The following is a 12,187-nucleotide window of genomic DNA, read 5'->3' on the forward strand; positions in this document are numbered from 1 at the left end:
GGTTCAGCCCAGCGTCAGCTCATCGAGCGCGATGCGGCGGCCCTCGCGGCTGGAGGCGAGTCCGGCTTCGGCCAGCTGCACTCCGCGGGCACCGGCCAGCAGGTCGAACGGGTAATCGGTGCCCTCGGCGAAGGAGACGAGGAATTCCTCCCACTGCTGACGGAAGCCGTTGAGGAACACGTCGTTGGTGGGCACGGTGGCCCAGTCCGCGTCGTAGTCGTGCTCATCGGCGAGGTCCGGGTTCCACACCGGCTTCGGCGTGGCATTGCGGGACTGGATCTTGGCACCGAACAGGCCGACCACCGCGGAGCCGAGCGTGCCGTCGATGTGGAACTCCACCAGCTCGTCACGGTTCACGCGCGTGGTCCAGCTGGAGTTGATCTGGGCTACAGCGCCGCCGGCCAGCTCGAAGATCCCGTACGCGGCGTCGTCGGCGGTGGCCGCATAGGGCTCGCCCGCCTCATCCCACCGACGCGGGATGTGGGTCTTCGCCTGTGCATAGACCGTCTCCACGCGGCCGAACAGGTTCTCCAGCACGTAGCTCCAGTGCGGGAACATGTCGACGATGATGCCGCCGCCGTCCTCCGTCCGGTAGTTCCAGCTGGGGCGCTGCGCCGGCTGCCAGTCGCCCTCGAAGACCCAGTAGCCGAACTCGCCGCGCACCGACAGGACCTCGCCGAAGAAGCCGGAGTCGATCAGGCGCTTGAGCTTCTGCAGGCCCGGCAGGTACAGCTTGTCGTGCACGACGCCGGTCTTCACTCCGGCATCCTCCGCGAGACGAGCGAGCTCCAGCGCCTCACCCAGCGACTCGGCCGTGGGCTTCTCCGTATAGATCGCCTTGCCCGCGGCGATGGCCTTGCGCAGCGCCGCGGCGCGGGCCTTGGTCACCAGGAAGTCGGCGTAGATCTCGTTGCGCTCATCGGCCAGCGCAGCGTCCAGATCCGTCGTGTAGTCCGCGATGCCGTGACGCTCTGCCAGCTCCGCGAGCTTCACCGCGCTGCGCCCGACAAGCACCGGACGCACGGTGAGACGTGAGCCGTCCGGCAGCTCCACTCCCCCGGCCTCACGAATGGCGAGAATCGAGCGCACGAGGTGCTGGCGATAGCCCATCCGCCCCGAGACACCGTTCATGATGATGCCGATCTCGCGCACGGCGGGGCGGGGGGCTGTGGTCGTCTCTGACACGTTTTCTCCATATCGAACGGCAAGTTCCGGCTTCCATGCCACTCGGATGAGTCGCGGATGGTAAGCGCTTTCCGGATATCGTGGCACGCACCTCGCACGGGCGCAAGTCCAGATCGGAAAGCGCTACCCCGAATGTGCTGAGTTCGTTTGACACGATTCAAAACGCGAGGTACGTTCGCCGGGAAAGCGTATTCCTACGCCGAGCTGCGCGACGCAATGTCGCTCGCGCAGGGTGCAACGACGATCGATGGAGACGGCATGAGCGGTGACGGCGGCTCGGCGAGCTGGGCGCTCCGCCTGCACGCGGTGTGTGAATGGATCTGGTTCACGGCCCTGATCAACCTGCTGTGGATCGCGTTCACGCTGGCCGGTCTCATCGTTCTCGGTGCCGCGCCCGCCACGGTCGCGGCGGTCGCCCTGACCCGTCGACGTCTGCGCGGGGACCGTGTCCGTGTGGTGCGGGAGTTCTCCCGCGGGTGGCTGAACGATTTCTCGGCGGCGAACATCGTGATCGGTCCAGCCCTCGGCCTGACCGCTCTCCTGCTGTGGGGAACCACCCGACAGATCGCCGGTGCGGCTCCGGCGCTCGCCACCGCCGCGACGGCGATCGGCTTCGTGTTCGCGTTCCTGCTCGCCGCCGTGCTCGCGCCCCTGTACGTGAACTACGACCTGCCCCGCGGCCGATACCTCCTCGTCGCCTCGCGCTGGCTGCTCGCCAACCTGATCCACGGGGTGCTGCTCGCGATCGCCGCCATAGCGATCATCGTCGCGTCCTTCTTCCTACCCGGTCTGATCCCCGTGTTCAGCGTGGGCGCATGGCTGGTGCTGTCCACGGCGCTGTGCCTCGGCTTCTTCACCGCGAACGACCGCCGCGTGGCCGAACAGACCGCAGCATCCACGTCCGCTCCCCGGGTCTCTGCGCCCGCATCCCGCACTCCTGTCCCCTCCCGCACCAGCTCGCTGACGGCAGCGAGCCGAATCACAACAGAAGGAACATCACGATGAACCGCAGAATTCTCACTGGAATCGGGCTCGCCACTGCCGGCGCGCTCGCACTGGCCGGCTGCTCGGCAGGGCAGGACTCGTCGTCCTCCGAGGCCGCCGAGCTGACCTCGCTTTCGATCATGGCGCCCTTCCTCACCACGAACGCCCCGGCTGCAGACAGTGACGTCCAGCAGGCGCTGGAGAAGGTCATCGGCGTCGACCTCGACATCAACTGGGTTCCCAACGCCTCATACGAGGACAAGACCAACATCACGTTGGCCGGCGACAGCATCCCGCAGGTCATGGTGATCCAGGGCAAGACCCCGGGATTCGTGAAGAACGCCCAGGCCGGTGCGTTCTGGGAGCTGACCGACTACCTCGACGACTACCCGAACCTCAAGACGAACCTCCCCGCCGTTCAGGCTGCCTCGTCGATCAACGGCAAGGTCTACGGCATCTTCCGCGCCCGCGACGCCATGCGCGCCGCCGTGATCATCCGCAAGGACTGGCTGACCAACCTGGGGCTCGAGGCGCCGAAGAGCATCGACGACCTGTACAAGGTCGCGAAGGCGTTCACGGAGAACGACCCCGACGGCAACGGCCAGGACGACACCTACGGTCTCATCATCCCGAAGTGGCCGGGATCGATCGGCAGCAACAGCCCCTACGACGCGATCGAGGTGTGGTCCGGCGCCGGAAACCTCTGGAAGGACGTCGACGGAACGCTGGAGCCCTCGTTCGAGCAGCCCGAGTGGCTGACGGCGGTGAAGTTCGAGAAGAAGCTGATCAGCGAAGGACTCGTGAACCCCGACTATGCGACGTTCGATTCGGCCAAGTGGAACGAGCCGTTCCTGAACGGCAAGGGCGGCATCATCATCGATGTGCACTCGCGCGCCGGCGTGATCACCAGCCTCCTGAAGGAGAGCAACCCTGACGACTACGAGAACTTCGTCACCGTCACGGGAAACCTGGAGAACTCCGAGGGTGAGCTCAACGCGATGCCCACCGCCGGCTACAGCGGCTTCCTCGCCATCCCGAAGTCCGAGGTTCGCACCGAGGAACAGCTGCGCGCCGTTCTCGAGGTGCTCAACGAGATGAACTCGCCCGAGGCCGGGAAGATCATCAACAACGGCATCGAGGGCGTGACCTACACCGTCGAGAACGACCTGGCGGTGGCGGTCGACAGCGCGTCCCAAGTAGACAAGGACACCGTCCTCAGCTTCGCCCAGCTCGGTACCAACGTGAACGGCTTCCAGGGCTACCTGCCCAAGCAGCCCACCGAGTTCGAGCAGCAGATGTACGACGCCCGGCTGAAGGTGCAGGACAGCGACCTGGAGCACGCCGTCTACAACCCCGCCGCCCCCTACGTCTCCGCCACGTACACCTCTCAAGGCGCGCAGCTGGACACCATCATCTCCGACGCCCGTATCCAGTTCCTCGCCGGCCAGATCGATGAGAAGGGGCTCGAGGACGCCATCGCGCGCTGGCGCTCCAGCGGTGGCGAAGCAGTCGCCTCCGAGATCAACGAGCTCTACCAGGCCGACGCCTCGAAGAAGTGACAGCGTGCGGGGCGGTCTCTGACCGCCCCGCACCGAGGAAAGGACGAGCGATGACCGCCGTCAACGATCAGAACCTCGCCGTGACGGAGGCACTCGTGGTGCCCCCGAGCCGGCGTCGGCGTGGCGTACGCGTGCATTTCACCCAGTTCAAGTGGCTGTACCTGCTGCTTCTTCCCGGGTTGATCTACTTCGCGACATTCCGATACGGACCCATGTACGGCGCCGTCATCGCGTTCAAGGACTACGTGCCGTTCCTCGGCATCAACGACAGCCAGTGGGTGGGCTTCCGACACTTCGAGGCGTTCTTCCAAAGCCCGGACTTCGCGCGGCTGCTCGCGAACACGCTGATCCTCGCGGCCCTCAGCCTGTTCATCTGCTTCCCGCTCACGATCATCGTCGCGCTGCTGTTGAACGAGCTGCGCGTCACCATCGTGAAGCGCACCGTGCAGACCCTGGTCTACATCCCGCACTTCCTGTCGTGGACCGTGGTCGCCTCGCTAACCTACCTGTTGTTCGCCCTCGACATCGGCCCGTTGTTTCACCTCATCAACGGCGTGCTCGGCACGGACATCGACTTCCTCACCGATCCCGGCTGGTTCCGTCCACTGATCGTGCTGCAGGACATCTGGAAGAACACCGGATGGGGCACGATCATCTTCCTCGCGGCGCTCGCGACCGTGGACCAGGAGCAATACGAGGCGGCCATCATCGACGGCGCGGGTCGGTTCCAGCGTGTGTGGCACATCACGCTGCCGTCGATCATGCCCACCGTGATCGTCATGCTCATCCTGCGCATGGGTGACGTGCTCAACACCGGCTTCGAGCAGATCTATCTCATGACCAACGCCCTCAACCGCCAGGTCGCTGACGTGTTCGACACCTACGTCTACTTCATGGGCATCACGCAGGGCTCCTACAGCTACTCGACGGCCGTGGGCCTGTTCAAAGCCATCGTCGGCGTCGTCCTCATCTTCGGCGCGAACTGGCTCGCCAAGCGCTTCAACCAGAACGGGGTCTTCTGATGGCTCGCGAACGCTACCGCTTCAACACCCCCGGCGGACGCGTCTTCGACGTCGTCAACGTCATCTTCCTCACGGCGCTCGGCATCGTGGCGCTCATCCCCTTCATCTATGTGCTGGCAGGCTCCTTCGCCACGGAATCCGAGCTCACCACCCGCTCCTTCTTCCTCTGGCCCGAGACGTTCAGTCTGAAGGCGTACGAGTCGATCCTCACCTCGCCGGCCTTCCTGCGGGCGATCATCACGACAGTGCTGGTGACCGCGGTGGGAACCGGCATCCAGCTGCTGCTCACCGCGGCGATGGCGTATCCGCTGTCGAAGGCGAACCTCCCCGGCGGCCGCCTGATCATGGGGCTCGTCGTGGTGACGCTCGTCTTCAGTGGCGGGATGATCCCCACCTTCCTCGTCGTGAAGGATCTGGGTCTGCTCAACACCTACTGGGCTCTCGTCCTCCCCGCGGCGATCAACCCGTTCAGCCTGATCATCATCAAGAACTTCTTCCAGCAGCTGCCGGCGGAGCTCGAGGAGTCGGCGAAGATCGACGGGGCCAACGAGGTTCAGACACTGTGGCGCATCATCCTTCCGCTGTCGACGCCCGTGCTCGCCACGTTCGCGCTGTTCTACGCCGTCGGCATCTGGAACGACTTCATGTCGCCGCTGCTGTACCTCAACGACTCGTCGATGTGGACGCTGCAGATGTTCCTCCGACAGGTGACCGTTGCGACAGACCTCTCCCTGGTACAGGGCGACATGACCGAACTGCCGCCGGCCCAAGGCATCAAGTTCGCCGTGATCGTGGTGGCGACCCTGCCGATCCTCATCTTCTATCCGTTCCTCCAGAAGCACTTCGCCAAGGGCATGCTGATCGGCGGTGTGAAGGGATGACCGAGGGCGGTCTGATCTACGAGAACCCGCTGTCGGATGCATCGTCGATGGCCGACTGGATCGGCGAGGGTCCGGTGCGCGTCGAGGACGCGAACGGCGCGGTCCGGCTGTCGTCTGCCGGAGGCGATGACGATCACTTCACACTGTGGTGTCCCGAGGTGTTCGGCGACCGCATTCGGGTGAGCTGGGAGTTCTCGCCGGTGCGCGAACCGGGCCTCGCGATGCTCTTCTTCGGGGCGGCCGCGATCGACGGCGGCGGCATCTTCGACCCGCACCTGCAGCCGCGCACGGGCGCCTACTCGCAGTACCACTCCGGGGATCTGCGGACACTTCACGTCTCGTACTTCCGTCGTCGGTGGGAGGACGAGCGCGCCTTCCACACGTGCAATCTCCGCAAGTCGCCCGGCTTCCACCTCGTGTCCCAGGGTGCAGATCCCCTGCCCCCCGTTGTCGACGCCCGCGGCTCGTTCTACCGCATCGAGGTGGTGAAGGACGGCACCGACATCAGCTTCGCGATCGATGGGCTCACGCTGTTCTCCTGGCACGACGACGAATCCACCGGCCTCCGCATTCGTGAGGGCCGTGTCGGCTTCCGTCAGATGGCGCCGCTCGTCGCCGACTACCGCAACCTCGAGGTGCACGCCCTCTGAGGCGTGCCCTCCCGTCCCCACGGAGGTCCTCCCCCATGTCCGCCGACGACACCGTCATCATTCCGCTCCGCTGGCTCGACGGCGAAGCACCGACCGGCGTGGCCGGAGTCACGTGGGGGACGCCGATCCCGCGCGGCGTCCTCACGGACCCCGCGCGGTTGCGCGTTCGGGAGGTGGGTGGCGAGGAACGCCCGGCCCAGTTCTGGCCGCTCGCGACCTGGCCCGACGGCTCGCTTAAGTGGGTGGGGTGCGCGATCGGCGCGGCCGCGACTCCGGGCGAGCACGAGCTGATCATCGCGGACGAACCGGCCTCGCCCGAGGGGCCGGTTCGGGTCGACGATGCGGGAGCCGTGCGGGTGAGCACCGACGTGCTGGAGGTCGTCTTCGGGGAACCGGGCGGCGCGGCGCTGGTATCCAGCATCCGTCGAAACGGTGCGGTCGTCGCCGAGGACCTCACGCTGGTGAGCTCACGGCAGGGCAGCATCGATGAGCTCGGCGGGGGATCTCGTATCCCGGCCGCCTCCCTGATCGAGAGCGTCGCCGTCGAGCAGCGCGGACCGATCCGCGCCGTGGTGAAGGTCATCGGCCGTCATCGCGAAGAGGGGTCCGGTCGGGAGTGGCTGCCGTTCTCGGTCCGTTTCGTCCTGATGGCCGGCGCCGAGCAGATCCGCGTGGTGCACTCCTTCGTGTGGGACGGCGACGCCGATCACGACTTCCTCGCGGGACTCGGCGTCAGCGCGCGTGTGCCCCTGCACTCAGCGGAGCACGACCGGCACGTGCGTATCGCCGGCGCCGAGGGCGGGCTCTTCTCCGAGGCGGTTCGCGGGATCACGGGACTGCGCCGCGACCCCGGCGAGCACATCCGCACCGCCCAGATCCGCGGCGAAGCGCTCCCGGCGCTGGCGGAATGGAGCCCGCTGGTGTCGAAGCGTCTGCACCTGGTTCCCACCTGGGGCGACTTCTCGCTCACCCAGGCGAACGCGGACGGCTTCCTGCTGCGCAAGCGCACGCGAGCGGGTCACGCCTGGATCGACGCCGGCGCGGGCACGCGGAGCGAGGGATACATCTCCCTCACCGACGCGAGCACCGGTGGACTCGGCATCGGTGTGCGGTCGTTCTGGCAGTCCTTCCCGGGTCGGCTCGATATCCGGGACGCCGCGACCGACGTCGGCACGGTCACGGCCTGGCTGCATGCTCCTGATGCAGACCCGATGGATCTGCGCTTCTATCACGACGGTCTCGGTCAGGACGACTTCGCGACTCAGCTGGACGCGCTGGGGATCACCTACGAGGACTACGAACCGGGCTTCGGCGACGCCCACGGAATCGCGCGTACCCACGAGCTCACGCTCTTCGTCTATGCCGGCACCGCCCCGGTGGAGCAGGTGGCTGCCGAGGTGGTGTCGCTGCAGAGTCCCCCGCTGCTGCAGCCCACCAGTGAGCACCTGCACGCGGCGGGAGTTTTCGGCGACTGGGCTCCCGTGGATCGATCGACGCCCGTGCGGAGCGAGATCGAGGACTCCATCGACTTCCTCCTCGACTTCTATCTGGGACAGGTCGATCAGCGCCGCTGGTACGGCTTCTGGAACTACGGCGACGTCATGCACGCCTACGACCCGGATCGCCACGTCTGGCGCTACGACGTGGGCGGCTACGCGTGGGACAACAGCGAGCTCTCCCCCGACCTCTGGCTCTGGACCTCCTACCTGCGTACCGGCCGGGCCGACGTGTTCCGTCTGGCTGAGGCGATGACGCGTCACACCGGCGAGGTGGACGTCTATCACGTCGGCCGGTGGGCCGGTCTCGGGTCGCGGCACAACGTGCAGCACTGGGGCTGCAGCGCGAAGCAGCTGCGCATCTCCAGCCCGGCCTACCGCCGGTACTTCCACTACCTGACCGCCGACGAGCGCGTGGGCGACCTGCTCGACGAGCTGCGCCACAGCGACCGGCGGTTCCTGGACACCGACCCCACGCGCAAGGTGCGCGAGGACGCCGCGACCTACCGCCCCGACCGCAATGCGCTGGCAGTGGGACTCGGCACGGACTGGGGCGCTCTCGCCGCCACCTGGCTCGCGGACTGGGAGCGCACGGGCAACGAGTGGTCTCGTGATCGACTGCTCGGCACGATGGCGGACATCGCCGCCCTCCCCCACGGATTCCTCACCGGGGAGGCTCTGTACGACCTCGACACAGGTCGCTTCGACACCACCCGCGACCGCATCGCCGTCTCGCACCTGAGTGCGGTGTTCGGGCTGGTGGAGATCGTCAGCGAGCTGATCGATCTGGTCGACGTCCCCGGCTTCCGCGACGCATGGTTCAACTACTGTCGCCTTTATCTGGCCACCCCGCAGGAGCAGGCGCGCGCCGTCGGAGCACCGCTCAGCGGGATCCACCTGGAGCAGGCACACAGCCGCCTCACGGCGTACGTCGCGGCGCAGGAAGGCGATGACGAGCAGGCGGCGCGCGCGTGGGCCGCGTTCGAGGGCATCGGCGAGTGGCTGGTGCACCGGCGCGACTTCCGCCTGGATCGGATCGAGCCTCCCTATGTGCTGAACGCCATTGACGAGGCCCCCTCGGTGTCCACTAACGACGCCGCACAGTACGGGCTTGCCGCGATTCAGAATCTGGCCTTGATCGGAAACCGCCTCTCGAAGGAGGCCCGATGATGAGTTCCCGCATCGCGATGATCGGGGACGGGAGATGACGGTCTATCACCTCGCGGGCGATTCCACGGTGGCGCCCGGTAAGCCGCCGGAGCACCCGATGGCGGGATGGGGAACGTTCCTTGCGGAGCGGCTCGGCTTCGAGGTGCGCAACCACGCGTTCGGCGGGGCAACGACGCAGAGCTTCGTCGACGAGGGGAGCTGGCAGCGCCTGATGGACGGCGTCAGGCCCGGAGACGTTGTGGTGATCCAGTTCGGTCACAACGATCAGAAGGAGCCCGAGCTCGACTCCCGGGGCGGCTTCACGCAACGAGTGACGGAGATGATCGACGAGTCACGCGAGCGCGGTGCTGCCGCGGTGCTGTGCACACCCGTCGAGCGTCGCTGGTTCAACGGCGAGCAGGTGGATCCCACGCATGGCGACTACCCCAACGCGGTGCGCGAGCTCGCCCGCAGGACGGCAGCGCCGCTCATCGACCTCACCGCCTTCACCACGTGGTTGTACGAGGATCTCGGAGATCACGCGTCGCGAGCCCTGCTCTCGCACTACGCCGCCGGCGAGTACGCGGGCTGGCCCGAGGGCCTCGCCGACGACACGCACTTCAGCGTGACGGGTGCGCGACGCGTCGCCGCCTTCGTCGCGCTCGCGCTGCGCGGGATCGCCGGTCTCGACGGTGACCGGCCGGCGAAGGGAAGCCGCGGCATCGTTCCGTAGTCGCGACGATCACGGCAGCGCCGAATCCGCGGCCCTGTCCGCGCAGCGATCCGCTCACGCCGCTCGGGCGCGGCGGCGTCGCTCGGCGGCGACGACAGCGAGCACCACAAGCCCCGGAGTGATCACCACGAGCGGTGGCAGCATCCACACCACGACACCGGCCACCAGTAGACCGACCAGTACATAGCCGGTGCCGACCGGATCGTCCAGCGCGAGCGCGCTGCCACGACGCCGCAGCCCGCGCCACCCGGCCGTCGGGTCCCACAGCGCGGCAGACCGCAGGCCGATCAACGCCACGCCCAGCGCGAGCAGCAGACAGACCACGGCGTACGCTTCACCGCCGGGCAGGACGCCGCGGGCGCCGAGCACCGCGCCGGCACCGAGCGCGGCGAGAACCGTGATCCAGCAGAGCCCGAACCACCATCCCGAGCGGACGGAGCGCCACACCAGCCGCATGAACGCCTGCAGCGAGTCATCGCGGGCGGCCAGATGCTCATCGAAATGACGAACGCCGGCCGCGATCGCGGGCAGCATCGTGATCAGCGGGAGCGACGCGGCCGTGACCACCAGGCCCACGACGAGCATCTCCCCGAACGCCGAGACACCGCCACCGCCGAACCGGCGCAGCTGCTCGGGCGCCCGCGCAGGCCCGCTCACCCCTTCAGCCCCTGCGTCGCGACGCCGCCCACGAGGTGGCGCTGGAAGGCCATGAAGAAGACCACCACGGGAAGCAGCGCGAGGATCGCCATAGCCATCTGCGCGCCGTAGTCACTGGTGGATGTCTGATCCACGTACAAGCGCAGCGCCAAGGGCATCGTGTACATCGTGGGGTTCTTCAAGTACAGCAGCGGCCCGAAGAAGTCGTTCCACGACCAGATGAACGCGAAGATCGAACTGGTCACGAGGGCGGGCTTCATCAGCGGCAGAATCACCGAGCGGAACGTGCGCACGTGGCCGGCGCCGTCGATGCGCGCCGCCTCATCCAGCTCGCGCGGCAGGCCCCGCATGAATTGGATCATGAGGAAGACGAAGAACGCGTCCGCCGCGAGGAACTTGCCCAACAGCAATGGCCAGTAGGTGTTCACCAGGCCGAGCTGATTGAACACGATGTACTGCGGGATGATCACCACGTGGAACGGCAGCAGCATCGTCGCGATCATGCACGCGAAGAAGAACGTCCGCCCCGGGAAGGAGATCCGCGCGAACGCGTATGCCGTGATCGAACATGACAGCACGATTCCCACGACGGAGGCGACCGCCAGGATCAGCGAGTTCACCACGAAGGTCCAGAACGACACCCCGCCGATCCCGCGCAGCGCCGTGGCGTAGTTGTCCAGGCTCGCGCTGTCGGGCCACAGGCTGACGGAGCCGATGATCTCGTTGCCCGGCTTGAACGAGGACATCAGCATCCACACCGCCGGGTACAGGATCACGACCAGCACCGCGAGGGAGAACAGGTGGAAGACACCCGCTCTCAGAAGTCGCCGCCCTCGTGCCCGCGAGCGCAGCCGCGCGCTCCGCTCGGTCGATCCGGTGGTGATCCGCTCGGTCTCGGTCATCGCGCTCATCGTTCTTCTCCCGCGTAGTGGACCCAGGCTTTGGACGTTCGAAACAGCATGATCGTGACGATTCCAACCACGATCACCAGCACCCACGCCATCGCAGACGCGTAGCCCATCTGGAAGTCGCGGAAGCCGCGCAGGTAGAGGTACAGCGTGTAGAACAGCGTGGATCCCGCCGGCCCGCCGGTGCCGTTGGAGATGATGTACGCCGAGTTGAACACCTGGAAGGCGTGGATGGTCTCCAGCAGCAGGTTGAAGAACAGCACCGGGGAGAGCATCGGGATGGTGATGGCGAAGAACCGACGGACGGGACCGGCACCGTCGACAGAGGCGGCCTCGTACAGTTCGGTGGGCACCTGCTTGAGACCGGCGAGGAAGATCACCATCGGTGCGCCGAACTGCCACACGGTGAGGAGGATCAGCAGCGGCAGGGTCTTGGCGGGATCGCCCACCCAGCCGCCGTGCGCCGCGGCGGGGCCCCCGAGCAGCTCGGTGATCTGTGCCACGATGCCGTCGTCGATGAACATCGCCTTCCACACGATCGCAATCGACACGCTCCCGCCGATCAGGGAGGGCAGATAGAACGCGGAGCGATAGAAGCCCTGCCCGCGCTGGGGCATATTCAGCAGCAGCGCCACCGCGAGCGCGCCGACCAGCTTGACCGGCGTGCCGACGAGGACGTAGATGCCCGTGACCTTGACGGCCTGCAGGAAGTTGGGGTCGGCGAACAGCCGGGTGTAGTTGTCGAAGCCGACGAGGTTGGGCGCGCTGAACAGGTTGTAGTCGGTGAACGAGAGCGCGAGCGATGCGAGCATCGGCCCGGCCGTGAGGGCGAAGAAGCCGATCAGCCAGGGGCTGAGGAACGCATACCCCGCACGGGTTTCCCGGCGCCGGCGGTTGCGTCCTGCCACGGAGGTGGGGCGGACGGCGGAAGCTGTGGTTGTCATCTCGATTCCTCTCCCCGCC

The 12,187-nt window shown here is 66.8% G+C and carries 11 protein-coding genes; 7 read left to right on the forward strand and 4 right to left on the reverse strand.

Annotated features, from left to right (window positions below; genetic code table 11):
- Positions 1–3: 3 nt before the first annotated feature.
- Positions 4–1,131, reverse strand: coding sequence for a Gfo/Idh/MocA family protein (locus tag ACI3KU_RS07590; RefSeq protein ID WP_404921770.1), 1,128 nt, complete (start codon positions 1,129–1,131; stop codon positions 4–6).
- A 312-nt stretch (positions 1,132–1,443) separates the two neighbouring features.
- Here ACI3KU_RS07590 and ACI3KU_RS07595 point away from each other — a divergent pair, with 312 nt between their 5' ends.
- From ACI3KU_RS07595 to ACI3KU_RS07625, 7 genes are read left to right on the forward strand one after another with little or no spacing between them, the layout of a single operon-like run.
- Positions 1,444–2,190 carry a DUF624 domain-containing protein gene (locus ACI3KU_RS07595; RefSeq protein WP_404921702.1) on the forward strand — a complete coding sequence of 249 codons (747 nt, stop codon included), beginning with the start codon at positions 1,444–1,446 and terminating at the stop codon, positions 2,188–2,190.
- Complete coding sequence (locus tag ACI3KU_RS07600) at positions 2,187–3,728, forward strand: extracellular solute-binding protein (protein WP_404921703.1); 1,542 nt, start codon at positions 2,187–2,189, stop codon at positions 3,726–3,728. Before ACI3KU_RS07595 ends, ACI3KU_RS07600 begins: the two co-directional genes overlap by 4 nt.
- Before the next feature lie 50 nt (positions 3,729–3,778).
- Positions 3,779–4,750, forward strand: coding sequence for an ABC transporter permease (locus tag ACI3KU_RS07605; RefSeq protein ID WP_404921704.1), 972 nt, complete (start codon positions 3,779–3,781; stop codon positions 4,748–4,750).
- Positions 4,750–5,631, forward strand: coding sequence for a carbohydrate ABC transporter permease (locus ACI3KU_RS07610; RefSeq protein ID WP_404921705.1), 882 nt, complete (start codon positions 4,750–4,752; stop codon positions 5,629–5,631). Before ACI3KU_RS07605 ends, ACI3KU_RS07610 begins: the two co-directional genes overlap by 1 nt.
- Positions 5,628–6,281: a DUF1961 family protein gene (locus ACI3KU_RS07615; protein ID WP_404921706.1), complete on the forward strand. Its 654-nt coding sequence runs from the start codon at positions 5,628–5,630 to the stop codon at positions 6,279–6,281. The genes ACI3KU_RS07610 and ACI3KU_RS07615 overlap by 4 nt, the downstream gene beginning before the upstream one ends.
- A 35-nt stretch (positions 6,282–6,316) precedes the next feature.
- Positions 6,317–8,947, forward strand: coding sequence for a Tat pathway signal sequence domain protein (locus ACI3KU_RS07620; protein ID WP_404921707.1), 2,631 nt, complete (start codon positions 6,317–6,319; stop codon positions 8,945–8,947).
- Between the two features lie 34 nt (positions 8,948–8,981).
- A complete protein-coding gene (locus tag ACI3KU_RS07625; protein WP_404921708.1) occupies positions 8,982–9,659 on the forward strand; it encodes a rhamnogalacturonan acetylesterase in 678 nt (225 codons plus the stop codon).
- A 54-nt stretch (positions 9,660–9,713) separates the two neighbouring features.
- On the opposite strand, the gene ACI3KU_RS07630 is transcribed toward ACI3KU_RS07625, so the two are convergent.
- From ACI3KU_RS07630 to ACI3KU_RS07640, 3 genes are read right to left on the reverse strand one after another with little or no spacing between them, the layout of a single operon-like run.
- A complete protein-coding gene (locus ACI3KU_RS07630; protein ID WP_404921709.1) occupies positions 9,714–10,316 on the reverse strand; it encodes a hypothetical protein in 603 nt (200 codons plus the stop codon).
- Entirely contained in the window at positions 10,313–11,218 is a 906-nt protein-coding gene (locus ACI3KU_RS07635; protein WP_404921771.1) for a carbohydrate ABC transporter permease, read from the reverse strand. Before ACI3KU_RS07635 ends, ACI3KU_RS07630 begins: the two co-directional genes overlap by 4 nt.
- Before the next feature lie 5 nt (positions 11,219–11,223).
- Positions 11,224–12,168 (reverse strand): carbohydrate ABC transporter permease, encoded by a 945-nt coding sequence (locus ACI3KU_RS07640; RefSeq protein ID WP_404921710.1) that lies wholly within the window; start codon positions 12,166–12,168, stop codon positions 11,224–11,226.
- Positions 12,169–12,187: the final 19 nt, after the last annotated feature.

It is taken from the genome of Microbacterium sp. ZW T5_56, from assembly GCF_044987425.1.
In the GTDB taxonomy this organism is placed as follows: Bacteria; Actinomycetota; Actinomycetes; order Actinomycetales; family Microbacteriaceae; genus Microbacterium.

Excerpts from the sequence above, each read along its gene's own strand:
- ACI3KU_RS07590 (WP_404921770.1), bottom strand. The coding sequence starts at position 1,131 with ATGAACGGTGTCTCGGGGCGGATGGGCTATCGCCAGCACCTCGTGCGC.
- ACI3KU_RS07595 (WP_404921702.1), top strand. The coding sequence starts at position 1,444 with ATGAGCGGTGACGGCGGCTCGGCGAGCTGGGCGCTCCGCCTGCACGCG.
- ACI3KU_RS07600 (WP_404921703.1), top strand. The coding sequence starts at position 2,187 with ATGAACCGCAGAATTCTCACTGGAATCGGGCTCGCCACTGCCGGCGCG.
- ACI3KU_RS07605 (WP_404921704.1), top strand. The coding sequence starts at position 3,779 with ATGACCGCCGTCAACGATCAGAACCTCGCCGTGACGGAGGCACTCGTG.
- ACI3KU_RS07610 (WP_404921705.1), top strand. The coding sequence starts at position 4,750 with ATGGCTCGCGAACGCTACCGCTTCAACACCCCCGGCGGACGCGTCTTC.
- ACI3KU_RS07615 (WP_404921706.1), top strand. The coding sequence starts at position 5,628 with ATGACCGAGGGCGGTCTGATCTACGAGAACCCGCTGTCGGATGCATCG.
- ACI3KU_RS07620 (WP_404921707.1), top strand. The coding sequence starts at position 6,317 with ATGTCCGCCGACGACACCGTCATCATTCCGCTCCGCTGGCTCGACGGC.
- ACI3KU_RS07625 (WP_404921708.1), top strand. The coding sequence starts at position 8,982 with ATGACGGTCTATCACCTCGCGGGCGATTCCACGGTGGCGCCCGGTAAG.
- ACI3KU_RS07635 (WP_404921771.1), bottom strand. The coding sequence starts at position 11,218 with ATGACCGAGACCGAGCGGATCACCACCGGATCGACCGAGCGGAGCGCG.
- ACI3KU_RS07640 (WP_404921710.1), bottom strand. The coding sequence starts at position 12,168 with ATGACAACCACAGCTTCCGCCGTCCGCCCCACCTCCGTGGCAGGACGC.